This window comes from Bremerella volcania (genome assembly GCF_007748115.1).
GTDB lineage: Bacteria > Planctomycetota > Planctomycetia > Pirellulales > Pirellulaceae > Bremerella > Bremerella volcania.
Window position 1 is genome coordinate 1,968,972 of the sequence record NZ_CP036289.1, and the last position, 24,197, is coordinate 1,993,168.

The window sequence follows — 24,197 nt, forward strand, 5'->3', positions numbered from 1 at the left end:
AGAAGGCCCAGCAAAATGCCGGGCCTTTGGGGGTAACAGTTGAATTGTGCCGAGCTTCGTTGTTCGGCGTTACGAAGGGCTACGCCGCCTCGTCTGAGTCGGCCGATCCGTCCGACTGCTCGTCGTCAGACTCCGACGGCGAGTCGTCTCCAGGATCGTCGCCGGTCTGCTGGGCATCGACGAAACGCTTCCACGCGCGGTACGCACGGTTGAGGTCCAGGCCGGTGATCTCAACGATCTCCGTCCATTTGGTTCCCTCGGCCCGCATCTCAGCGATCTTCGGGGCCCAATGGTCCATCAAGGTGGGGCCGCCCAGGTCGATGACAAACTCCTCCGAGGATTCGTCGTTGACGCAGTTCGCCAACAACGCGTCCAGAGCGTCGCCGGAGTCCGCTGACGACAGGATCGCTTTCAAGGCTTCCCAGGCGAGGACGCGAAAGCGCAGGCGGGCGTACCCGCGCGATTTGCCAGGCGGAATCACCTGATCGGCTTCGATGCGGCCGACGATCTTCCGCAGCAACAGCGAGGCTTCGTAGCCACCTTCGCGGATCACCGACGCCAGACCATCGAGTTGCTGCTGAATCCACTTGTCATCCGGCATTTCCACCGGTGCGGAGAGCAGTTTGCGGGCATCTTCGATCTTCTTGCGAAGTCGTTTTGCTTCACGCTCCGCTTCGTCGAGACGGTCACGGACCGCTTGGCTCTGGACGCGGCCTTCGGCCAAGGCATCAACGAGATTGGCGACTTGGGATTCGACGTCCCGTAGGCGCCGCTCATCATGGGCGACTTCTTCGGGAACGCGCTGGGTGACCTCTTCGATCTGTTGACGCATGGCGGCCAGCGCCTCATCAAGCCACTCAGGCCACGACGTTAGCAGCTTGGCGAGAAACTCCAGCACGGCTTCCTCCGCCTTCTCAACGGGCACGCGCGTAGTCAGTTCGCAGCAATAGTCGTCCGCGCCGCGATTATGGCAGCCCAGATACAGCCGTTTGCCGCTCGCCTGCTGCCACATGCGGGAACCGCACTTGCTGCAAAACACCATGCCGGCCAGCAAACCGTTGGGATAGATCGCCGTATGATGGACCTTGGGCCCACGGTGCTTCTGTCCCGGCTTTTTGCCGTATAACTCCTTGAGGTCGGCCAGACCTTTTTGGGCCGCGTCCCAAACGTCGTCCTCGATGATCCGCAGCTCTGGACGCTCGACGACAACCTGCAACTCTTCGGGCACAGGGATTTGCTTCTTTTTGCCCTGGGAGTTACGGATGGTGCGGGTCGTCCCCCAACGCCATTTGATGATGTACTTCTCGTTTTCCAGGATCTTGCGGACGTGACGGGGACGCCAACGATTGGAGCGACGGCGATGTCCCCGCGGCGCATTCTGGCGGTTCAGTTCTTCTGCGATCCAGGAAATGGAACGCCCTTTGTTGAACCACTCAAAGATCTTGCGAACCCACTTCGCTTCGGATTCTTTGATGCGAAGTCCACGTTCCGGTTTCGGGCCCCGGCTCTCGGCGGCCTTCTCCGGATTCAGCAGATAGGACTCATAGCCGTAACAGTAATCGCCGGCAGAAAGTTGACCGAGGATGCGACCAAGCTGCCCGCGGCGAACACGGCGGCCAAGTTCACGAATGGTGGTGGAGTTATGTAGCTCCATCACCTTCACTCGCAACTCCCAGCCGGTTTGCTCGGTGTCGATTCCTTCGCCGGTCGCGATAAAACGTCCACCCATGTAGACCAGATCGGTAATGAACGCGAACGTGTTGTCCGCCCGGCTCAAACGCGACTGATCATCCACGGCCAGGATACCGATCTGGCCGCTTTCCATCATCGCTTGCAACCGCTTGAAGTCATCGCGAAACACCTTGGTCCCACTTTCGGCTTCGTCGTAGATGACGATCGCCTTGGAGTGGTCGATCCCCATTCGCGTGAGCGCTTCGCGGACTTCGCGCTCCTGATCCTTGCACGACTTGTTGGATTGCAAGTCGCTGGAAAACCTCGTGTAGATCACGAGGGCCAAACTCAAGACCATGGCAAGCATGTCTATTCTCCTTACGGGACTGTTCCCGCATGAAAGTCAAACGGTGGACTCGACAGCGCACGGCGATCCTGCGTCCGACCTTCGCCGGTCTTCCGAGTTGGGACCGTCGACTGTCGAGTCGATTTCAGTAACGGATGAAGACGTCTCCAGAGCAGGCAGACATTGCACGGCTTCATGCGTCGAAAAAAAGTTGCGGCACCGGAAAGAGTGCGTCGAAAACGACGCGTGAGGCGCGGCCAAGCGGAAAGTCGGCGGCTTACAAGAGCTAAGCCGTGTCCTTCATGTATATATGCCGCGTTTTTGCTCCGAATTTAGCTGTAACCACATGATATGAAGCGACTTGTGTCGTTCTTCTGACGGGCAGTGCGAGAGCCATACTTGCAATCAGATATTGTTGCGTTTTTGATGTGTCCGGACTAAAATACGGGTTAGTTTCGGCTGTTGCGACGCTCGATGGCGCGCAGTATTAGCCGTCCGAATTCCGACATCCGCTCAGCCGGCGTGAGGACTTTCGGATCGGGTCGCGAATCGCCCATTGCAAGTGGAAAACCGCCGTTTTTCTCGCGTGGAGGGAGCTTGCATGGCTCGGTGTTTGGTGTGGAAAGAGAGCGAGGCGATTGGGGCATCGATCTGCTCCGTGAAACAGAGGTGTTTCAGCGGGGCAGACATTGCAACCGGCGGTTGTGTCGAAAAATTGACGGCGGAATTGTTCGTTCGCGATCCACCATCGCGTCACAGCAAGACTGCTCAGTCGCAGGACGGAGACATAGGCACCTAACTTGAAGGGTTGAGAGGTTGGCAAATGTCAGACTTGAACGAGGACGACTTTCGGCTAATGATCCAAGTCCATCCTTCTGGGACACGCGATTTTGTCTTCTACACGGTCGCCGATGGGGAAGCTCCCACGCCGCAGATTATTCACCCGTTGAACCTCTTGGGCTTGGATCTAGCGGCCTCCCTTCTCGAACTGTACGGGCGTCAGCAACCAGAGATGTCTGTCGTTATTTCCCTCTGCAGACTCCTCGTACCGTGCTTGGAGTACCGAGGTAATCGACGCCACTTGATTGTCGAAGAATGGTCGGAGAGTGATATTCGCGGCGAAACTCTCTACGAGCACACGCGGATACCATTGTCACGCGATTTAGCCGTGAACCAGGCAGGAGACTTCCGCGTCGTCACGACTGGCGTTGAGCCACCGCAGGATTCGCTCGCCAAGATCTTCTGGGACGCCCACTCATCATTACGTGACTTGCCGGACGTGTTTGAAGATCCCGACATGTCAAATCTCGCTCGTGTACTCTACGACGATCTCGTGCAGGCAGGCACAGGCAGGCAAGAAGTGCTTATATCGAACATCCGCCGACGTATCATGAACCACTGGTCAGAGAACTTCGGCAGTCTGGACCTTCGCGTGCCTACTCGACAGCGGCGTCGAGTTTTTAAGGACGTCCTGGCCGCCACAATCCGATTGGCGAGTCAGTTCAATGGCAACGTGGCACGAGCATTGATATTCAGACGCCTCGATTCCCCTCGTGACGAACAAACCTTTACACCCGAGGAAGAGGCCCTCCTCGAACTACGCTATGGGGGAAGCCGTGCTTTAAGAGACATCAATATCGGACTTCTTTTCGGATGCGGTCCGCTGTTTGCCGAACTGGTCAACGACTTTGCTTTCGCCCACGTAGCTGGCGTGCCGGAAGCGGACCTCGAAGCCCGAACCGAACGGCTGCATCAATACATTGATTTGCTTGGCAGGTTTCGACGAAGACGCCGGCGCGCCCGAGCCGAAGAACAGCGGGAACGTCGATCGAGGCGTCCGCGTCGGCCTCCTACCGGCCGACGCGTTTCGCCTGACAACCAGGAAGATGAAGAAACAACCAACCCCAGTGAACAGGCCATTTTCAATGAAGACTGGGACATTATGGGGGCCGTCCTGCCACGGTTGAAGCCACGGGACGCCGAAAGGCTACAGGCGATGATGGATGCACGCGGTGATTATCGAAGGGCCGCCGAGATAACCGGAGTAGATCCCACGAAGTTCCATCGTCGATGGCGGCAAACGACTCTCCAAAACATCAAGGGAAAAATCGAAGACATCGCAGCTAGCGAAGGATTGGGCAGCCTGCTAAACGAAAGGCACGAAGATGGCGAAGAGGAAACCGAAGACTGAAAAGCACCAGAAGCGGCCCAGAGCCGTACTCTACTGTCGTGTCAGCACGTTTGATCAAAACCGTGGCGACTACAGCTCACTGGAGGATCAGGAATCGCGGTTGCGCCGTGCGGCCGAGGCGGAAGGCTACACCGTATTTCAGGTTTTCAAGGAAGTAGCCAGTTCGGCAAACTTGGAGCGTGACGAACTTCGCAAGATGATGGGCAAGCTCGATGAGTTCGACGCGGTCTACGTGACAAAGCTCGACCGTCTTTCGCGTTCCATGCATGACTGGTGTCGAGTCAACGAGTTGCTCGATCAGCATGACGTGGCTTTGGTTTCGGTAACGCAGAAGATCGATACGTCAACGCCGATGGGGCGGTTCTTCCGTGACTTGCTGATGCTTTTCGCTCAGTTCGAGCGAGAAATGATTGCGGAACGAACCTACGAAAAAATGGCCGAGCAGGCGCGACTAGGCCGCTGGAGCGGCGGGCGACCGATTCTTGGTTACGACGTGGTAGACAAGACGATTGTCGTAAACCGTGATGAAGTAAAGATCGTCGAAGCGATCTTCGACAAGTACCTGGAACTGGCCTCGATCGCCAAGACGGCACGCTGGGCCAATCTTAAGGGCTATCGCACCAAGCACGTCCAGTGCAAGAATGGGCGCGAGTTCAAGCCTCGCAAGTTCACCCGCGCCGATATCCAACGAATGCTGAGCAATATCACCTACATCGGCAAGGTTCGCTTTGACGGTGTTGAGTACAACGGCGCGCACGACGGAATTATTCCAGAAGAGAAATTTCTGCAGGTCCAGGAGTTGATGGCCGCCAAAAAAGATAAGCCACGTCGGGGCGATCAACGCCAACAGGAGACTCTACTGCTGGGGCTGCTTCGCTGTGGATTCTGTGGCGGCGCATGCACGTCAAGTTTCGTAAACAAGAAACAAAAGGACGGAACGATTCAGCGCTACTACTACTACAAATGCACGTCAAAATCGCGGCGAGACGCGGAAGCCTGTCCAAGTGCGGACTTGCGCGCCACGATGATCGACGACGCCTTTATTCAGTACTTCCGGCAACTCGCGCATGAGCCGAAACATCTGGAAGCCGTCTTGAAAGCAGCAGATGCAGCTTCTCGCGAGGGCGTCGGTCAGTTTGAATCCGAGCGGGCCGAACTCTCAAAACAACTGGCCACGGCGGAGCGGGAATCGATGACACTCGTCGACCGCCTCGCCGACCCCGAATTAGCAGGGATCAGCGCGATCAAATCCCGCCTGACCGAACTGGAACATCAGCAACAAATCCTGAAGTCGCAGATCACAGACTTGACGCTCCAGATCCGCGATCGTCGGGACCAAAACCTCTCGCTCGACGAAATTCGAGAGGCATTTGAGCACTTCGACGAGATTTGGGAGGAGTTGGATTTTGAAGAACGACAGTACGCAGTTCGGTTGCTTGTGAAGGAGATTCACCTCAATTTCGAAAAGGGTCAGAAGCAAGGTGAAATGAACATTCAAGCGTGGGGCCGCCGCCCCACGCCCTTGTCCGTCGAGCTACGCGACTATCGCTCTGCGAAGTTGCGTAACCAGGACGGAAGGCACGCCCAGCAGGATTCGAACCTGCGACCTGCGGTTTAGAAGACCGCTGCTCTATCCGGCTGAGCTATGGGCGCAAAGGCTTGGCAGTGACCAAGTTTCCTAGATTCTAGCTGATGTGACGCGAACGCCAAGTCGAACTGTTGTGGAAACGGGCCAATCACGTCGCAGGATATCAGGCTGGCCTTATCGAAACGACACAACCGGAACAAAAAGGATCGCGTTTGGGAGGGTCTTTGCCAAACTTTCACCGTCCTACTCGGAAGATTCTTCCGCTGGCTTGTCGCTTTCGGCTGTTGCGTCCGGAGTATCTTCGGTTTCGGCCGGTTTCTCTTCTGGGGCCGGGTCGGCTGTTGCTTCGGCTGATTTCATGGGCTCGCTTTCCGTTTCGGCAGGCTCTTCCTTGGCAGGTGGGGCCTCTTTAGAAGTTTCCTCGCCGGCTGGCTTCTCGTTCATGGGCGTCTTGTCAGCTGGTTCGTCCTCGGCCGGCCTATCCGTGGCTTCTGGTTGGGGCATGGGCTGAGCCATTGGCTGCTGGGCGGCTGGTGGCCGCATCATGCCTGTGCCGGGGCCGCCTGGGAAGACGCGGCCAGGGACGCCGCTCGGCTGGTTGGTGGGCTGATTGATCGGAACACCCAGTTCACCGCGCGTGAGCAGAATCTTCGCGACGTCTTCCGCTTTGACGACGTAGTACCAGTCGGCGAAGCGGGTATTCAGTTCGTAGATCTTTCGCGTAGCCGCGTTCTTCTTTTCGCGATACGCGGTCATCGCGGCGTCGTTCGCTTGCAAGATCTTTTCCCGAGCCTTGGCTTGGGCTTCGATGTCTTGGTCTTCCCCTTCCTTGATTTCGGGAACCTCTTGCAGCATCGGCGGGGGAAGCATTTCATCGACCAGCTCGGTTTGAACGAACAGGAACTGCTGCTTCTGGTCCTTGTTGTCTCCCCCGAGCTTTTCGAGCCCGAACAAAAGTCGGTAGCGAATCGCGTCCTGGGTTTCGATGACCAGTTCGCCGTTGAGGCCCACCAGTTGTGGCTCCGCTTCGCCTGGCATCAAGTGAGGGAAGAAGCCGTTGGCAACCAGGGTGGGAAGGTCATCTTGCTTGAGGCCTTTGAGCCCTTCCCCTTGCTTGAGAACTTCGGCGAGTTGCTCAGGCTTGCGGTACACGTCAACGATCGTCAGGTCATCCAGCGAGTTGCGAATCTCGTCGAGCTTTTCAGTGTTCAGCTTTTCTCCGGCAGGCAACTGGGCATCGGCCAGTTGAGTTTGATTGCCTGGCGATGCTTCCTTCAGGCTGAGTAGGCTCCAACTGCTTCGTTCCGCGTCGAAAGCCACCGTGGCATCCATTTGCGGCAGCGCTTCGATGCGGTTGTTGGCAACTTGCATGGTGTAGTTGCGGAATCGCAAGGAAGTTACATCGAACGGATTGAGCTGCAGCAGATCTTTGTCGATCCAGTCGGAAAACTCGGTCGAGAAGACGGTTGGGTCCAGGCGAACCAGGTAGATGCGGTCGCGACCTGGGACGCGGACGTAACGCAGCTGGGGGTCTTCTTTGTCAGCGGCGCCAACAATCAGGTTAGCCAGGGTTTTGTCGCTTTTGTCTTCGATGGTCACCATCTGCCCGACCCCTTCGTCGGCGGCCGAGATCGCGTTGGCGTTCGGTTCGACGACACCGTATTCCGCTTGCTGGCCAGGCAGGTCGCTGACGATCCGCAGTACTTTCAGGTCGACTAGGCTGTTGGCGGCCTGGGTCATGTGCTGCGTGGCGTTGGCAGGGTAATCCCCCTTGGTCTTGATCTGCCAACCTTCACTGGTGTTGGCGACCTCGAAACGACGGATCTGACCACGCTCGGAGTCGAAACGCGTAATCTGCATCGACTCGGCTTGCAGTGGATCGGTGAACTCAGGGAACAGAGGCTGATTGACTTCCTCTTCCGGAGCACTGGTTGCCGGTGCGGGACGCGAGACGTAGGCCAGGCCTCCCATGACGACGGCCACGGCCAGAAAGATCAATGTTTTAACGGCTTCACTCATGACGAAATGCTTTGCAACTAGTGCTAAAAAATCTTCGTGAATCTATGAGGATCAGTAGGGAACTACTTGATGATTCGGTCTTTCGACAATCCCTCGCGTTCCTTCAAGCGTCGAAGCACGAAGACCACGATTCCGATGACGATCGGCGGGATGGGGGGCAGAGCCACGGCCAATGTTTTGACCTGGTTCTGGTAGTACAGAATCTTGCGATTCAGTTCGCGCGTGATGCGTTCTTGTTCGCGCTGGAGATTGGCTTCAATCTTCTGCACGGCCGCACGCTGTTTGTTTTGAACGTCCGCTTGACGCTGAGCCAGTTCCAGTTGCAGGGCCTGGACTTCACGCAAATCTTCGGGGCGAATCTCGCCACCTTGGTTGGCCCGGGCATTGAGCGTGTTGATCTTCATGTTCAGATCTTCCAGCGGCTTTTGAAGTTCCTTCTCCAACTGCTCTTGCTGGGCCTGGGCATTCAAGGCGGCTTCACGCAGGGCCAGGTCCCCTTCGGTCTTGGCTGATTCAGTCAAACGTTCCATCAAGCCCAAGCGAGCGATCGGTTCGCTGCGGCTGCGGATCGGGATGTACTCGTCATCGCCAGCCAGCTTATCGATCAGGTTCAACAAGAAGTTGGTGTTGTCGATCTGCATTTCCGAGCTGTCGGCACTCTGAGCACGAAGTTGCACGAAGACCGAATGCAATAGGTCAATATCCCCGACCATCGCCACATTGATCGCGCCATCCGATTTTTCTGGCTTCTTGCTTTCGGCTTCTTTCTCTTCTTCGCCATCCTTCGTTTCAGCGTCGGCTGGCGTTTCCGCCTGGGCGGCATTCGCGGCAACCGAAGGAGGCGTTCCTTGGATCAAGGCCGCCAGGACGAACGGATCCGGGGCACCACCGCTGGGGCCGTAAACCGGTTGTCGCTTGGCTTCAATTCGCTGCTGATCCTGACGGGCGCCGCTTAAGTCTTGCAGCGTGATCGTTCCGATCTTGGTCCCCGTGGTGACCAGCGGCGTGAAGGTCATGGTCTTCGGGTAGCCAGGCTGTTTCTTGATCGCCCCTGCGTAGAGGAACAGCATCTGACGAAGGTCCTGCGTCACGTCGACGGTGTTGTTGAGTGCTTCGTATTCCGGGGCACCCGGCGTGAAGCGGTCAGCGAATACATATTCCTTGGTAATCGCGCCCAGGTTTCGCAGGCGAACTTCCGGGTTGTAGTCTTGCCACACCACGTAAGGCTGATAGTAACGATCGGTCGGGAGCTGCTTGCCTGGCATGGAAATATGCAGCAGGTCCCACAGCTGACGTATGTCCCCCTTTTGTTCCGGCGGACGTCGCCCAGGGAATGGATTTCGTTTGTCCTGTCCGATCGGGGTGGCTTGTCCCATTAAGGTGGGAGCCGGGTCGTCGAAGATGGCCGTTGGAACGCCGGCCTTGATCGCGTCAAGGAAGTTCTTCATCGCCGGTTGCGACAAGCTGGATGGCTGCACGGCGAGCAGCACGTCGTACGAACTGGGATCGATCGCGGAAGTCGCGTCGACTTCAATCACATCGTACTGTTTCTCTAATTCGGTGATGATCTGCTGCGGGGGAATGTTCTGATAACCGCCCAGGGGGTTTTGCTGAATGCCACCAAACAGCTGAGCGTCGGTCGCCAGAACGCCCAGGCGTTTGCGTTTCTTTTCCGAAACGGTGCCGATGGAACGAATCAATTCGTACTCGACCGGCACGCCGTTATCGAAGAAGGGAATCACCACCTTTTCCAGGCCGCGCTGAACCGCGGCACCCAGAATGACTTCTTCCTGTGCCAAGGCCCCACGCTCCTGTGAGATCAACTCGCGCGGCTCAATGCCATACGTCTCGCGAGCGATGTCGGCCGTTTCGCTGAAGGGTTCCAGGCCGTCATGAATCACCACGTTGATCTTCGAGCCGCTCAGGGCACGGAACTCGTTGAGATAGCTGATCAGGTCGAGCTTGGTCTGGGCGTAATTTTTGGGAACGCTGCCGCTAACGAATGCTTCGATGCGAACCGGCTGGTCGGTCGAGAGGTTGCGAACCAACTGCTTGGTCTGAGGAAGCAGGCTGCTGGTGCCGTTCTCGGTATAGTCCCAGCGGACGTCATTCATCACGAAGAAAAGCGTGCCAGCAAAAGCGATCGCCAGCAGACAGGTCGAGCGGACCAGGTAATGCCCCAGGAGGGACTCGCCATCTTTACCGCCGAGCCAGTGTCGTCTGCCGATCAAGACCATCGCCAGATAGATGCCGACGATCGTCATCATCAGGAAGTAGGCCAGCGAACTGATGGAGATCACCCCGCGCCCAAAGTCGGCGAATTGTTTCCCCATGCTCGCTTCGCTGAGGAAGCCAACCCATTCGTTTTGCGTGACGAAGGCGTCCGAGTATTGCAGCAGCACGAACGGTGCGTTGACCAGAATACCCAGCACGAAGCCGAGGGTCAGGTTGTTGGTCATGAACGAAGCGACCATCCCCAACGCGATCATCGTCAGGCCGATGAACCAGTAACCGATGTAGGTGGTGATGAAGAGACCAGCGTCGAGCGAACCGAGCGACAGGGCATCGAGCACCAGGAAATTGCAAAGCTGCGAGAAGACGAGGGAAACGCTGAACACCGACACCGCAGCCAGGTACTTCCCGATCACGATATCGAAGTCGGTGGCCGGCAAGGTCAACAGCAGTTCGTCCGTTCCCAGTCGCTTTTCGTCGGCCCACAAACCCATGGTGATCGTCGGAATGAAGATCAGCATGATGAGCGTGATCTGGGAGTTAAGCTCGTTGAGATTCGCCAGGTTCGCGTTGAAGAACTCGTGCGGCCAGAACGCGGCCATCGAGGTCAACAAAACGAAGATCGCCAGAAAGACGTACCCAGTCGGGTTGCTGAAGTACGACTTGAAGTTCCGCTTCATCACCGCGTACGAAGCCTTCTTGGCTACCGATAGCGGGATCAGCAAGATAAAGAACGCCAGCATGAACATTAAATCGAACAGAACTAGCGTGAGTAGTTTGAAATAGAAATCGGCGGACATCGTTGATTACCGTGATGTAGCTGCGAAAGGTATAAGGTCTTGGATCGTGGGAGCCGAAGATGTTTAGTCGCTCTGGTCTGCCGCAACCGTCTCTTCGCTGGCAGGTTCGGTCAACGCATTCACCCCTTTGGTCATCCGATAGAAAGCGTCGTCCAGCGTTTCGCCGGGCTGCTTCATTCCATCGACGCTACCGTCGTAGATGAGTCGACCTTCGTTGATCACAATGGCCCGGGTCGCCAGTGCGTCGACTTCCTGGAAGATGTGAGTGGAAAGGAGAATCGTCTTCTCTTGGCCCAAGCGGCGGATCATGTCGCGCACGCCGCGAATTTGATTCGGATCGAGCCCCGAGGTCGGTTCGTCCAGGATGAGCACTTCTGGCTCGTGCAAAATGGCCTGAGCCATGCCGACACGCTGCTTGTAACCCTTGGAGAGCTTCGAGATCGGCTTGTGCAGCACCGTGTGCAGATTGCACAGGTCGACCACCGCGTCGATTCGCTCGGTACGCTTGGCCGGGCTCATGCCGCGAGCTTCGCCGATGAACCACAGCAGACTATGCGGCGTTGCATCGGGATAGAGCGGACCGTTTTCCGGCAGGTATCCCAGCATCGACGACCCTTGCAGACGCTGGGTGGCCATGTTGTAACCGGCGATGCGGGCAACCCCTTCGCTGGGCGAAAGGTACCCGGTGAGCAGTTTCATCGTCGTGCTTTTGCCGGCCCCGTTGGGGCCGAGAAAGGCAACCACTTCACCTCGGTGGACCTTGAAGCTGATTTCTCGGGAGGCGGCAAAGATTCCGTAGAATTTGGAAAGCCGGTCGGCTTCGATCATCGGCAGATCGGCGTTGTGATCAACCATAGCAGTTCGTTTTTCTCAGGCTATCCGAAAGGGCAGGGGAGGGGGCCGCCGTGAAGATGGGGCACCCCGCTGACCAGGATCAAAACACGTAGTGTAACGCAAGCGATGGATGACATAAACTCCGGTCTAGTTAAGACTTGCCGAAGTTCGAGTTCATCCCGACAGGAGTAGGATGGGTGAAAAGTCCTTACGGAAGGTCTGACAACCGTAGCGGAAGGTGATGGTTCCAGTTGGCGTTGTCGGTCTGGGGATAATCCATTCGTAAGTGAACGCCTCGCGATTCCTCTCGCAAGAAGGCTGCCCGGGCCATGACTTGGGCCACGATCAGCATGTTCTGCAGTTCCCAGCCGCTGGGGTGGTCGAACTGCTGGGGCAGGACGTACCGGCACCACGCCTCGATCGTATCGATGGCATCCTCCAGCCCGCGGGCATCACGGCGGACCCCGACGTTTCGCCACATCAGGCTTTTCAGCGAGTTGCGAATGTCGCTCAAGTCGAGCGGTTCGCTTGGCTCGGCGACGGGATGCTGCAGGTTGATCGCCTCGAAGCGGTCCGGCATCGCAAGTGCCCCCTGGGACGCATTGCGACCGGCCCTCTTACCGTATACGAGACCTTCCAGCAAACTGTTCGATGCCAGTCGATTCGCCCCATGCAGCCCACTGCTGGTGACTTCCCCTGCCGCCCAAAGGTTGGGAATCGTGGTCGCCCCGTTCGTATCGACCGAGATACCGCCGATCATGTAGTGGGCACCCGGCCGAACCGGAATGCGATCGGAGGTGATATCGATGCCGAACTTCTTGCAGCTGGCGTAGATGCTTGGGAAGCGGTTGCGGACGAAATCGGCGTCCAGGTGATCGAGCTTGAGGTAGACGTTGGGGTGCTTGGTCAGTTCCATTTGAGAGACGATCGCCTGGGAAACGACGTCGCGAGGGGCCAACTCGCCGCGCGGGTCGTAGTCTTTCATGAAACGGTAGCCATTGCGATCGACCAGGTGCCCTCCTTCGCCGCGAACCGCTTCGGTGATCAAGCTACGGCTACTACCGGCGATGTACAGGACGGTCGGATGGAACTGCATGAACTCCATGTCACGCAGCTCGGCACCGGCGCGTAGTGCCATCGCGATGCCGTCCCCCGTGGCGACGCCAGGGTTGGTCGATTCGCGATAAATCTGACCGACGCCGCCGGAAGCCAGGATCGTATGCTTGGCCCAGATCAGCGTTCGACCGTGCTTTTCATCGGAAGCGAGCGCCCCGCGGCAGATCCCGTCATGCACGATCAGATCCTGGGTGAACTCGTTCTGCCAGATTTGAATGTTGCGGCGCGAGCGGACCATCTCGACGATCGATCGGATGACCTCTTTGCCGGTGGCATCTCCCAGCGCATGAACGATGCGGTCGCGACCGTGGCCCCCTTCGCGCGTGAGGGCCAGTCGTCCGTCGACTCGATCGAACTCGGTGCCCCAGCGAATCAACTCGCGGATACACTCGGGTCCTTCGTGGACGACCAGGTCGACGACGTCCTTATCGCACAGACTACCGCCGGCGGTGATCGTATCGGCTACGTGGTCTTCGTAGCGGTCTTCGTCGTCCAGGACGCCAGCGATGCCACCCTGGGCGTAGTTGCTGTTCGATTCCTGGATCTGTTCTTTCGATAGGATCAGCGCCGAAAGCGTCGGATCGACCTCCAAAGCGGCACGCAGACCGGCGATCCCGCCGCCAATAATCAGAACGTCCGTAAAGTAGTGCGAGACGCTTTTGGGATGGAAGGGAACGAGGTATCGAGGGACATGAGGTGCCATGCGGCTGACGATGTTTGTATCGTGCATGGCAGGGAGGACGCGGCCTGCTTGGGCAAACCGAAAGACGAATCCCTGCGAAATATGCTCGGCGAGTTGAAAACGAAAGCGATTCTCTATTTTGCCCTAACAGGGCCTTTATTGAGAAGCCCCCTTGAGATAGGCCCGGTATTGTTCCATGAACGACGGCGGAGGGCTGCCGCGCTGCGTATCGCTGGAACCACCGGCCGCAGCATCGCGCGATTCGACGCGCCGAGTCGTGTCCGTGCCGCGTGAAAGCCCCAGGCTTCGCAGGGCGTTGTTGAGGTCTTGCTGGGCCTGGGTATCTTCACTGCTGGCGGCCTGTTTCATTTGTTGCCAGCGCTGAACGAACCGGGCAAAGTCCTCTTTCGTCCAGCCCAACTCGTCGAGCATTTCCTGATCCGGCGAATCCTGGTGCTTCAGTTCGTCCAGGACCATGTCGGTCGCCTGCTTGGCGTATTCCAAGTTGGCGGCATCTTCGCCTGGCTCGACACGAGGACCATCGTAGTTCTGCGGCGCGTTGTTACCTTCCAGGCCGCCTCCTTGAGGAATGGCCGAATTGCCGGGCCCCCGTCCACTTTGCTGCGGATCGCTGGACTGTTGAGAATCACTGGGACCTTTTTCGGACTCGGCACCTTGCATGCCTGCTTCTTGACCGGCAGGCGAATTGGTCTGGCTTGAGCCGTCCCCCTTTTGCTCGCCGCTGGAACCGGTTTGCTGATTGGCTTGGGGACCGTCGCCTCCTTCTTGGCCGGTTTCTCCTTCGCCTTGTTGGTTGGCGGCACCTGCCCCTTGGTCGGCAGCGCTGGTGCTACCGGCGCTATCGTTACCGGCCTGTTTGGCCGATTGTCCCCCGCCTGATCCACCCCCGCCACTTTGATCGCCGCGGGTTTCTCCCTTGCTGTTAGACTGCTTGTCGCTGTTGGAAGGGGACTTCGGTTGATCGCCTTGCTCGTCGCTGCCGCGATCGTCCGGCTTCATGTTGTTTTCGCCCTGCTTGTTGGGCTTCTCGCTCGACTCGGGGCTTCCCTTATCCCCTTCATTCGCTTTCGAGCCAGCTCCGGAGTTCGTGTTGTCTCCCTTGCCGGTGTCGCCGGAACGTTCCGAGTCGTTCGACGGGTTAGCCTCTTGGTCCTCTTGCTTGGCGCCTCCCTTATTGTCGCTGGCGCCTTGTTCGTCGTTCTGCGTGTTCCGCTCCGACGACATGCCGTCGTTCTTATCGTTGCTGCCGGGCTCACCTTCTTGTTTCTGCTCGCCGGTCGCGTTCTCGCCTCCGACGGAGTTTTCAGGCTTCATCCCGTTGTCGGCGCCACCTTCATTGGGCTGCGAACCTTCTTGCTCGCCGGTCGATTGCTCCTGGGAACCTTGCTTGCCTGCCTGGCCTTGGTTCTTCTGACCTTCGCTCTTTTCTCCTTGCGAATCGGCCGGATTCTTCTGACTACCACTACTGGCGCCGTCCTGCATTCCCTCTTCCGGCTTTTGCCCTGTGCTGGAACCTTCCGTTTCGCTTGGTTGCTCGGCGTTTTGTGGGTTGCTCTTCTCCGGTGCAAGCTGCTGGCCTTGTTGCATATCCTTCTCTTTCAGGTATTCCTGAATCCGTTCGAAGGCATCGCCATCTTGCGAACCATCGGAAGCGACCGGCTCTTGCTGACGCTCGACGGTCGAGTTCTCGTTGGGCTGGGTCGAAGCGTCTCCTTGTTGCAACTCGCCACCCTTGTTCGGATCGCCTGCTTTGCCGGTGCCGCTGCCATTGGGCTGGCCTGTTTGGTCCGATTGGTTCTGCTCGCGCTGCTGATTGTCCGAGGCCTGCGAGGCTTCCCCCCCTTTGCCGCCGTTGGATTGAGACTGCGACTCTTGGTCTCCACCTTCTTGCTGCGATTGGCCCATGCCTCCTTCGCCCGACTGGGGATCACCCTCTTGAGGTTCGCCTGACTGCTGCTCGCCTTCCTGGGGCTCGGAACCTTTGCCTTGTTGGGGCTCTTGGTTCTTATCCCCTTGTTCCTTCTTCGACGAGCTTCCGCTTCCTTGGCCCGACTGCTGGTCTTCCGACTCGCCGTTGTTTTCGCCTTCTTGAGGTTTGTCGGATTGTCCCTTCATCCCTTCCTGGTTGGAATCGCCGCCGGAGTTGCCTTCGCTTTGGTTCTCTTCGTTTCCTTTTTCCCCTTCCGACATATCGCCGGAGTCGCCTGACTCTGAGCCCTTGCCTTGCTGGTCTCCTTGCTCGCCGGAGTCGTTCGATTCGCTCTTGTCGTCCGACTGCTCACCTTGGTCGTCGGTCGAACCTTCTTCTTCCGACTTGCCTTGCTGATCTCCGGCGATCGGCTCGACGATGCGGATCGTGCGTGGGTTGGTCTGGGCGACATTCGGCTTCAGATTGCCAGCGAAGTCGGTTCGTGTATCTTCCGCCACGCCGATCAGCTTGACGATATCGCCAACTTCCAGCTTGTGCTGTTTGGGAACGAGCTTCCACGACTCGATTACCTGGCCGGACTTGGGTTGGTCGAGGAGTGAAGCTTCGATCGTCTTTTGCAGCCTTGGTCCACCTTCCTGGCTGATGGTACCGCTGACACGCATTTGCCGGATGCCGTAGTCGGGATCGATCGCACGCAGGCGAACATCGAGACTGCGGTTGGCGGGCAATTCCACTTCCGAAGCGGTCGGTTCCAGGTATTCGATCTCGGGCGGCAGATCCCGCACGACGTCGATGTGGTACAGAACCGGATGCGGGTTGAGCACGCCGTCGTCGGTGCGGAAGCGGATCTGGTACGAGCGGAACTTGCCGGCGCTCCCGGCGTCGTTCATTTCCAAGGGGAAGCGGACCGAGGCTTTGATTGGCTCTTCCGAATTGACCTGCAAGGGAATCGTGTTGAGCGAGACGATGGGGGAATCGGCGACCGGGTCGAACTCGATGTAGGCCTTTTGAATGGGGCGATTGCTGACCGCGCGAATGGTGACCATCGTCCCTTCCAGGGCCCGGATGTGGCCATCCCCTTGTTGTTCCCACGATGCTTCCTGCGTGTACGACGGGAAGTCGTAACGCACAGACGCCACGTCGATCGATGGTGCTTCCAGCGTGGTGACCTCGAAGTCACGCGTGGCAGCGTCGCCGGCTTCGATGCGGTAGGTCAGGTCTTGCTGAATGCCTGAGTCGGACGTGCTCAACGTGGCGCGATAATCAAAGCCTTCTTTGCCTGGCTGAAGGGGAATGGCCTGATCGACGATCTGGCCATCTTTGGTGGAGTAGATGACCTCCAACCGGTCTCCTTCGCTGGCATCATACAACTTGACGACGACCTCGACTTCCTGCCCCTGGTAGATGCTTACGTCGCCAGGCTGTACGTCGACAATCTTGACCCGCGAAGGCCGGGCGATGTCGTTCCATGGCATCGCGATTCGAGCCGCGGTTTGCAGGGGGTTCTTCGGCGAAAGCATGGTGTACAAGCCGAACAAAACGGCGAGCCCCGCCAAGACGTAACCAATGCGAATCGCCTTCGTGTAATCGACCAGGTGTTCCAGCGACAGCGACGAGATGTCGGAAGCGGCCTGGGTTTCGACCGCATCGAGAATCGCCTTGTGCGTGCCCTGGTGGTTTTTGCTCAGGAAAAGAAAGTTGAGCAAACTGTTCTTTAGTTTCGGTTGGCCTTGCTCGATCATCTTGGCCGCGTAAAGCGGATTGATCGAATGAATGAGCAGGGGGGCGACATAAATCCACAAAAAGCCGACTGCCGCGACCACGTAGACCAAAAACGCCATCAAGCGAGCCGCGAAGTTCAGACCGACGATCCAGTGATCGATGACGGCAAGCGTCAAGAGAAATAGCAGCGAACCGGCGGCAAACAACAGGATACCGGCAACCAACTCGGCCAGTTTGACGCTACGGCGGGTGCGATTGATCTTCCGACGGATCGAGTCGGTGCCAACCGATTGGGCTGGAACGGTCTTGGTCGGGGACATGCTGGATGAAGCGTCAGTCGACATAGGATCGTTGGCGATTGCCTGAAATGAGTTTGCCCGGGCTCGCAGCGCGCGCAGATGCGGAAAAGTAGGACCTTACCTATTATAGGAGACGATTAACAAACCGCAGGGGATTTCGGTCAAAAACCTGCTGGCCAAGCCCCCTACATTGGCGGGTGAGGCTCGTATGGTACCCATTGCGTCCAAAAAGGGCTCGAAAAGCACGTTTCGAGACCACAGTTCACGGTTATCGCGACAATCGTGTCTTCGCGGTCGCGTAGAATTCGCGAAGCTGCTGCTGCTCGGCGACCGTCAGCTGGCTCCCGTCGACGTAGACTTCGTCCACGTGCGAAAGCTTTCGCAGGTAAGGGAGGTCACTGGCGTTGATCGGTGTGTTGAACAAAGCCACCCCACGCAAGTTTGGCAGCTCGGCCAGCTTCGAGAGCTTCTCACCACTGACGTTGGTATTGCTCAGGTCGATCCATTCCAGCGTCTTCACGGCGGTCAGGTGGTCGAGGACGTCGCCGTTGAGTTTCGTCCCGTGCAAGTGGATCTCGCGAAGACTCGGAAGACTTTGGATCGATTCCAGTCCGCTGCTGGTGATCTGCGTGTCGTTGAGCCTTAGCGTTTCGAGCGACTTCAAGCAGCGCAAGTTCGAGACGCCAGCGTCGGTAACTTTCGCGCCTGATAGGTCCAACTCGGCCAGGCAGGGGAAGTTGGTCACCGAGCCAAGGAACTGATCCCCGGCCCTGGTGCTGCTGAGGTCCAGTGATTGAAGCTTGGCCGCAGGTCGCGCCATCGGGCACGGGGCATCTTCCAAGGTCGAATTCTTGGCTGAAATCTGCTCGATGTTCGGCATGCCTGCCAGTTGTGCCAGCCCGCTCATGGTGAGGTTGGTCCGATCGAAGTGAACTTCGACCAGACTCTGCATCTGCGAAACCTGTTGGGCCACCTCGTCGGTGATCTTCTCCCCTTGGAGGGACAATTTACCGAGACTCGGGAAGTCTTCGTTCTTCAGATACCAAGGCCCACTCAGGTCGGCTTCGGTGACGGTCAGGGTACTGAGCCGAGGCAGCTGCTTCAGGTAGTGGAAGCTCTGGTTGGTTACCGGTAACTGCTCAAGCTCGACGTGCTTCAGGTTTTGCAACTCTTCGAGGTACCAGATGCCGTGGTCCGAGATCTTCGTTTCGGCAATGCGAATCGCTTGCAGGCCGGGCAGTTCGGCGATGGTCGACATGCCGCCGTCATCGAGACTGTTATGCAGCTGAAGCTCGGCCAGCTGCGACATCTGTCGCAAACAATTTCGCACGTTGCCTGCTGGTGGCGTGTTGTGCAGGGAAAGAAGTTTCACCGAGGGAAGCTGCAGAAGCAATTCCCAGTGGTCGTCTTGCATTTTAGCCCCATCCACACGGATGCAGCCGTATTCAGGCCAGTTGACGATTTCGTCGGAAAGGGAAGCACCATAGCCGAACAAACAGCCGCTTTGTTCCAGCGTGGCAACAATGCGTTCGACTTCCGGGTCCATCGGCCCGCCGACATCAATGGGCACCGGTGGGAAAGCAACAGGGGCCTGGGCAGGTAAACTGCTAACGGTGGTCAGAACTGTCGCGACAATAAATAGTGAGAATGCCCCGCGCCGCATTGATTACCCTCCTGATGGTCGGGAAACTCGCCGCTGCGACTCCCGAATCGATCCGTCCATGCTTACCCCTGACGTATTGATCATTGAACGCCAGGAGCGGGGAAGTTTCAATATAGGAAGCCACTTAATCGGCAGATTTCGCGGAACCCGCATATTTCAACACGTCGTAACGCGAATTCCCCAACCGTTAAAGTGAATGTCACTCAGGAATCATTCGCTCAATTGTTGAGCGGGGCAATAACGCGAAGATTGGGAAGTTCCGCCGAGAGCCAATCGACTCCCTCTTGAGTCACGTCCGTGCTTCGCAAATGAAGCGTTTCCAATCCCTTGGCGTCTTTCAGATTCTTTAGACCGGTGTCGGTGATGGGGGTCAGGTTGAGATACAGATAATTGAGCGACGGCAGGCTACCGAGCGTCGTCATCGCGTCATCGATCAAATTGGAATGCGAAATGGTCATGTGCTGGACATTTTCCAGCCCCGATAGGGCCGTGAAGTTGTCGGATGGGAATTCGCAGTGGTGAAGATTCAAGTGCTCTAACTGCTTGAGCTTACGGAAGATCTCCATGTCGTTCGCACTGAACGAAACATTGGTCAGCGTGAGCGCCTTGAGGGTGGCAATCTGCGGAATCGTCTTGAGGGCACTACCAGGAATGTGCCCGAAATTAACCGACAACGTTCGCAGTGCTGGGAAGTTCTCGATCCCTTTCAGCGAGACGTCCTTCGAGTTGGGATCGTAGATCGAAAGCTGATTCAGGTTCGGCAACCGGGCGAGGTAAGCGAAGTACGGCTCACAGTTTCCGTCGATTTTCAGCGTCAACTGTTCCAACTGCGTCAGCTCTTCCAGATACCACAGGCCGGCCGGCGAAAAGTTGTTGCCCCCCAATTGCAGCGAAATGAGATTCGACAGTTGGGCGATCTGCATCAGATCGGCATCGGTTGGGCTGCCGAACACGTGCAAATGCTGAAGCTCGCCCAACTGCGTGATCGTGTTCCAGGTCAGCGGGCTCAACTCAAAATTAGCTCCCAGCCAAAGACGTTCGATCTTGGGCAGAACCAACAGGGCCTGCAGATTTTCGGGGTTGGCCTTGGTCGCGTAAAGGTTGACGTAGTAGGAAGTTTGATCGTCGTAGTTCTGATAGAATTGAACGTGAGCCCCGTTCTTTTCCAGCATTTGGATGGCTTTACGGATCTCGGGAGACTCGTAATCCCGATCATCGGCTCGGGTGGAAGAAACGCCGATCGTCAGCACTGCCAGGGATAACGCCAGGATGAACTTACGAGAAGCGTTCGGCCAAAGGTTCATCGAGGGTTCCTTGACGAGAGGGTAGGCTCGGTGGCGGAGGATTTTCACCCGGCAGCGAATTCGATACGATTCGAGCGTGGATGAAAGAGCGTTTCGGGACCGGCCCCAAACGCATTGGTTATGAAAGCTAATTATAGGGTAACTGGCATGCTTGACGAGAAAATTTCCCGATCACTCGTCATGCTGGACTCTTTCGACAACGTGGCTGTCGCCCGAGTACCCATTTCGGCCGGGACCTCCCTGAAATGCCCGGAAGGGGAGTTTTCAGCCGCAGATTCGATACCAGCCGGTCATAAGATCGCCGTCATCTCCATTGCCAAGGGAGCGTCGGTCTATAAGTACGGCCAGATCATCGGCCAGGCCACCGCCGATATCGCCCCGGGGGAGCACGTCCATTCCCACAACCTGGCCATGGTCGAAGTCCATGCCGACTATGCCCCGTGTTCTCAAATCCCAGAGCCTCCGACGCCGATCGAAGATAAGACGTTCCAGGGATACGTCCGTGGCAACGACAAAGTCGGGACGCGAAATTACCTGGCCGTGATCAGCACGGTGAACTGTTCGGCGAGCGTCGCCAAGTTCATCGCCCAGCGGTTTCCTGCGGAGGAACTTGCCAAGTACCCCAACGTCGACGGCGTCATTGCGATGAAGCACGAAGCGGGCTGCGGCATGCAGTTCGGTAGCGACGCGCATCATACGCTGAACCGCTTGATGGCCGGCATCGCCAATCACCCCAACGTCGGCGGCTTTCTACTGGTGGGGCTGGGCTGCGAGACCGGTGCGATGGGATATCTGCTTCAGCAGCAGAACCTCATTCAGATTGAAGGCGTAAGCGGACCCAACGGGCCGGGGCCACTCGTCCTTTCGATGCAAGACGAAGGAGGCACGCTAAAGACCGTTGAAGCGGGGATCGCTCAGGTCGCCCAGATGCTTCCCCAGGTGAATGCCATCGAGCGGCAGACCGTCTCGGCGCGGCATCTTTCGGTTGGTCTCGAGTGCGGCGGTAGTGACGGCAACTCGGGTGTGACGGCCAATCCTGCGCTAGGCATCGCCAGCGACCGTATCGTGGCGTGCGGCGGAACGGCGATCCTGAGTGAAACCTCCGAGGTGTACGGCGCCGAGCATTTGCTGACGCGGCGGGCCGTTTCTCCGGAAGTCGCCGCGAAGCTGATCGAGCGGATCGACTGGTGGAAGAACTATGTCGCCATGTTTGGCGCGCAGCTGGACAACAATCCTTCCCCAGGCAATAAGGCCGGCGGGCTGACCACCATCGCCGAGAAGTCACTCGGCGCCGTGGCCAAGGCGGGCAGCACCGCCCTGGTCGACGTCTACCGCTATGCCGAGCCGGTCACGGCCAAAGGGTTGGTCTTCATGGATACGCCTGGCTACGATCCGGCGAGCGTCACCGGCATGGTCGCAGGCGGGGCGAACGTCGTTTGCTTCACGACAGGGCGGGGGAGCTGTTTCGGCTGCAAGCCAACCCCTTCGATCAAGATCGCCACCAACACCCCGATGTACGAGCGAATGAGCGCCGACATGGACGTGAACGCCGGGACCGTGCTGGAAGGGGAATCGATCGTTTCGGCTGGCGAGCGGATCTTCGACGAGATCCTGGAAGTGGCCAGCGGCAAGAAGACCAAGAGCGAGCAGCAGGGGATCGGCGACGAGGAATTCGTCCCGTGGCTGGTCGGGCCGACCCTTTAACGCCAGGCAGCAATCTTTGCATTCGCCGTCGGCCTCATTTACTATGCGAAGAAGACTCCGCTCATTTCATCCTCTTGCTTTCACCCCTTTGATCTTCGGAGAGCCGGTCCGTGCGCAGCATTCTATTCTTGATTCTCGCTGGCGTCTTATCCTTTGCCTTGGTCGATTCCGCACTCGCGGCTGAGTTCCTGTCCGGCCAGGAAGTGACCATTGCCTCCGACGAAACCTGGGACGGAGACGTCTACATCTTCGCTCAGTCGGCCACGGTCGAAGGGACCATCAAGGGAGACCTGGTCGTTTATGCCCAGCGGCTGCACATCTCCGGTACCGTCGAAGGGGGCGTGATCGCGGCGGCTCAAGAGATCTTGCTCGAGGGGACGTATGGCCGTTCCAGCCGTATTGCCTGTCAGGCCGCCAAGGTCGCTTCTGGTACCGAAATGAAGCGAGACCTGGTTGCCGCTTGCTACTCTTTGGAAATCGACAAGGGAGCCACGATCGATGGCGATCTGATCTACGCCGGCTTTCAAGCAATGCTCGGGGGAACCATTCAGGAAGATGTCTGGGCCGCAGTGAATCGCGCCGAAGTTTCCGGCAAGATCGGTCGCGAGTTGAGCATCACAACCGACTCGAATCACCAGCAAGGACCTCCACCTAATCAATATTGGCAAGATATGAAGCTGGTCGTAATTCCCATGGTGTCGCCTGGGCTGACGATTCACGAAGATGCGACCATCGGCGGCAAGCTGACCTATCATTCCCCCACCGAGGTCACGATCGACGACGGGGCCAAAGTGACCGGGCCGATCGAATGGATCGAGCCTGAGAAGCCTGCCCCGCGAGATCCCCAAGATAAGACCGACTACTTCTGGAATCAGCTGAAACGTTACGTCACGTTGCTGGTGATGGGCATTTTGATGGTCGTGTGCTGTCCTGCCACTTGCGGCGGAGCGGTCGATCAAATCGTGCAGCGTCCGATCGTCAGCTTTTTGGCAGGCGTGCTGGCGGTGCCTCTTTCGATCATTGCCTTGGGGGTGGTTGCGGGGTTGATCCTGTTGGTCCCCATGGCGTTTGGCTGGCTGACGCTCGATGGGTTAGCGGTTGCCGGAGCATTGATCGCGGTGTTTGGGATGGTGCTGTATGTGGGCAGCCTGGGGTATTTCTTCGTCTTCGGGGCTGCCGCCGTCACCAGCATTACCCTGGGACGCATCGTCTTTTCCGATCACCCCATCACGTCGCGTGGGCGGTTGATCTTGGCGCTGGCGTTCGGGCTCGTCTTCTACGTCGTACTGACGTGCGTTCCCTATTTGCACGTAGGAGTGATCGTCGTGGCGATTCTGTTCGCGTTCGGCGGGATTTTCGTCTGGATGATGCGAGGCCTGTTCGGCTCGTCAGCCGAAAAAGCCAAGCCGGCGGCGAAGACGGCGTAACGTTCCATTCAGTGGGATGGGTGGCCGCAGGCCACAGGCGGCTAATGCAAAAGGCACGAACAAGATGGGTTGTCTCAATCATCGGCAACGTCCATACATGAGCCGCTTGTCGGCGTCGCCGACCCAGAGATAGCTCTCTGGGTCACCCTTATCTGCCACTAATCAAGAAACGTCCACTGATCGAACGTTGCGGCCTGACCGACATAGGTGCCGGCCGCGTCGCGCAGGTTCCAGACGATCGCCTTTTCGATGCGAAATCTTCGGCCGGTCGTGGCGATGCGGATCCCTTGGTAGTCGTCGACATAGCCATCGCGCGTGGTGCGCTCCAGCAGCTGCGCGCGTTCGTCACGGTGCATTGGCTCGGCGGTCATGCGCGACGGGGTTTGCAGCAAGGTCTCGACGTCGATTTTCCATAGCCGAAGCGCCGCTTGATTGCCGAAGTTGAGGATCGGATCGCGGGACGCGGTATGCGAGACGACGACGAAGGGGGCCTCGAACACGCGTCGGGCATCCTCCTCTGCAGAGCCGCTGCGAGGGACGAGCTGATCGCCGAGAAGCTGGCAGTACGAATCGAGCAGAATCTGCAGATGGGCGGGCCAGCCGTGTTCCAGCCATGGCTCCGCGGCAGGGTGGTCCTGGGGCAACTTG

General features: G+C 57.8%; 14 protein-coding genes and 1 tRNA gene. 5 read left to right on the plus strand and 10 right to left on the minus strand.

The features are described 5' to 3' along the window. Positions 1 to 79 precede the first annotated feature (79 nt). Entirely contained in the window at positions 80 to 2,038 is a 1,959-nt protein-coding gene (locus Pan97_RS08145) for a recombinase family protein (protein ID WP_144971606.1), read from the minus strand. Between the two features lie 580 nt (positions 2,039 to 2,618). On the opposite strand from Pan97_RS08145, the gene Pan97_RS08150 reads away from it, so the two are divergent. The 3 genes from Pan97_RS08150 to Pan97_RS08160 are packed head-to-tail and all read left to right on the plus strand — an operon-like array spanning position 2,619 to position 5,826. Continuing rightward, complete coding sequence (locus Pan97_RS08150; protein WP_144971607.1) at positions 2,619 to 2,816, plus strand: hypothetical protein; 198 nt, start codon at positions 2,619 to 2,621, stop codon at positions 2,814 to 2,816. Positions 2,817 to 2,840: 24 nt separating this feature from the next. Continuing rightward, positions 2,841 to 4,208 (plus strand): hypothetical protein, encoded by a 1,368-nt coding sequence (locus Pan97_RS08155; protein WP_144971608.1) that lies wholly within the window; start codon positions 2,841 to 2,843, stop codon positions 4,206 to 4,208. After that, positions 4,183 to 5,826 carry a recombinase family protein gene (locus Pan97_RS08160; protein WP_144978221.1) on the plus strand — a complete coding sequence of 548 codons (1,644 nt, stop codon included), beginning with the start codon at positions 4,183 to 4,185 and terminating at the stop codon, positions 5,824 to 5,826. The genes Pan97_RS08155 and Pan97_RS08160 overlap by 26 nt, the downstream gene beginning before the upstream one ends. Here the strand turns inward: Pan97_RS08160 and Pan97_RS08165 are convergent. The 8 genes from Pan97_RS08165 to Pan97_RS08200 all read right to left on the minus strand — a co-directional run bounded on the left by Pan97_RS08165 (position 5,788) and on the right by Pan97_RS08200 (position 20,418). After that, positions 5,788 to 5,861 (minus strand) — tRNA-Arg (locus Pan97_RS08165). The two genes, Pan97_RS08160 and Pan97_RS08165, sit on opposite strands and share 39 nt — an antisense overlap. Before the next feature lie 178 nt (positions 5,862 to 6,039). Continuing rightward, positions 6,040 to 7,815, minus strand: a complete 1,776-nt coding sequence (locus Pan97_RS08170) for a DUF4340 domain-containing protein (RefSeq protein ID WP_144971609.1) — start codon at positions 7,813 to 7,815, stop codon at positions 6,040 to 6,042. Positions 7,816 to 7,877: 62 nt separating this feature from the next. Next, on the minus strand, positions 7,878 to 10,847 hold the full coding sequence (locus Pan97_RS08175) for a Gldg family protein (RefSeq protein ID WP_144971610.1): 2,970 nt from the start codon (positions 10,845 to 10,847) through the stop codon (positions 7,878 to 7,880). Between the two features lie 63 nt (positions 10,848 to 10,910). Then, complete coding sequence (locus Pan97_RS08180) at positions 10,911 to 11,702, minus strand: ABC transporter ATP-binding protein (protein ID WP_144971611.1); 792 nt, start codon at positions 11,700 to 11,702, stop codon at positions 10,911 to 10,913. A gap of 187 nt (positions 11,703 to 11,889) precedes the next feature. Continuing rightward, the gene (nadB, locus tag Pan97_RS08185; protein ID WP_241676372.1) at positions 11,890 to 13,527 is read right to left on the minus strand and encodes an L-aspartate oxidase; all 1,638 of its coding nucleotides are present in this window, start codon (positions 13,525 to 13,527) and stop codon (positions 11,890 to 11,892) included. Between the two features lie 108 nt (positions 13,528 to 13,635). Further along, positions 13,636 to 17,496 carry a hypothetical protein gene (locus tag Pan97_RS08190; protein ID WP_144971612.1) on the minus strand — a complete coding sequence of 1,287 codons (3,861 nt, stop codon included), beginning with the start codon at positions 17,494 to 17,496 and terminating at the stop codon, positions 13,636 to 13,638. Between the two features lie 223 nt (positions 17,497 to 17,719). Further along, a complete protein-coding gene (locus Pan97_RS08195; RefSeq protein WP_144971613.1) occupies positions 17,720 to 19,114 on the minus strand; it encodes a leucine-rich repeat domain-containing protein in 1,395 nt (464 codons plus the stop codon). 218 nt (positions 19,115 to 19,332) lie between these two features. Then, positions 19,333 to 20,418: a leucine-rich repeat domain-containing protein gene (locus Pan97_RS08200; RefSeq protein ID WP_144971614.1), complete on the minus strand. Its 1,086-nt coding sequence runs from the start codon at positions 20,416 to 20,418 to the stop codon at positions 19,333 to 19,335. A gap of 147 nt (positions 20,419 to 20,565) precedes the next feature. Here Pan97_RS08200 and Pan97_RS08205 point away from each other — a divergent pair, with 147 nt between their 5' ends. Then, the gene (locus Pan97_RS08205; RefSeq protein ID WP_144971615.1) at positions 20,566 to 22,122 is read left to right on the plus strand and encodes a UxaA family hydrolase; all 1,557 of its coding nucleotides are present in this window, start codon (positions 20,566 to 20,568) and stop codon (positions 22,120 to 22,122) included. Between the two features lie 110 nt (positions 22,123 to 22,232). Then, positions 22,233 to 23,549: a bactofilin family protein gene (locus Pan97_RS08210; RefSeq protein ID WP_144971616.1), complete on the plus strand. Its 1,317-nt coding sequence runs from the start codon at positions 22,233 to 22,235 to the stop codon at positions 23,547 to 23,549. A gap of 158 nt (positions 23,550 to 23,707) precedes the next feature. Here the strand turns inward: Pan97_RS08210 and Pan97_RS08215 are convergent, their stop codons facing one another. Further along, positions 23,708 to 24,193 carry an MEKHLA domain-containing protein gene (locus Pan97_RS08215; protein ID WP_196782320.1) on the minus strand — a complete coding sequence of 162 codons (486 nt, stop codon included), beginning with the start codon at positions 24,191 to 24,193 and terminating at the stop codon, positions 23,708 to 23,710. Positions 24,194 to 24,197: the final 4 nt, after the last annotated feature.

What these genes read in the sequence shown, in the direction of transcription:
- Pan97_RS08145 (WP_144971606.1), bottom strand. Translation starts at nt 2,038, where the DNA reads ATGCTTGCCATGGTCTTGAGTTTGGCCCTCGTGATCTACACGAGGTTT.
- Pan97_RS08150 (WP_144971607.1), top strand. Translation starts at nt 2,619, where the DNA reads ATGGCTCGGTGTTTGGTGTGGAAAGAGAGCGAGGCGATTGGGGCATCG.
- Pan97_RS08155 (WP_144971608.1), top strand. Translation starts at nt 2,841, where the DNA reads ATGTCAGACTTGAACGAGGACGACTTTCGGCTAATGATCCAAGTCCAT.
- Pan97_RS08160 (WP_144978221.1), top strand. Translation starts at nt 4,183, where the DNA reads ATGGCGAAGAGGAAACCGAAGACTGAAAAGCACCAGAAGCGGCCCAGA.
- Pan97_RS08170 (WP_144971609.1), bottom strand. Translation starts at nt 7,815, where the DNA reads ATGAGTGAAGCCGTTAAAACATTGATCTTTCTGGCCGTGGCCGTCGTC.
- Pan97_RS08175 (WP_144971610.1), bottom strand. Translation starts at nt 10,847, where the DNA reads ATGTCCGCCGATTTCTATTTCAAACTACTCACGCTAGTTCTGTTCGAT.
- Pan97_RS08180 (WP_144971611.1), bottom strand. Translation starts at nt 11,702, where the DNA reads ATGGTTGATCACAACGCCGATCTGCCGATGATCGAAGCCGACCGGCTT.
- nadB (WP_241676372.1), bottom strand. Translation starts at nt 13,527, where the DNA reads ATGCACGATACAAACATCGTCAGCCGCATGGCACCTCATGTCCCTCGA.
- Pan97_RS08190 (WP_144971612.1), bottom strand. Translation starts at nt 17,496, where the DNA reads ATGTCGACTGACGCTTCATCCAGCATGTCCCCGACCAAGACCGTTCCA.
- Pan97_RS08195 (WP_144971613.1), bottom strand. Translation starts at nt 19,114, where the DNA reads ATGCGGCGCGGGGCATTCTCACTATTTATTGTCGCGACAGTTCTGACC.
- Pan97_RS08200 (WP_144971614.1), bottom strand. Translation starts at nt 20,418, where the DNA reads ATGAACCTTTGGCCGAACGCTTCTCGTAAGTTCATCCTGGCGTTATCC.
- Pan97_RS08205 (WP_144971615.1), top strand. Translation starts at nt 20,566, where the DNA reads ATGCTTGACGAGAAAATTTCCCGATCACTCGTCATGCTGGACTCTTTC.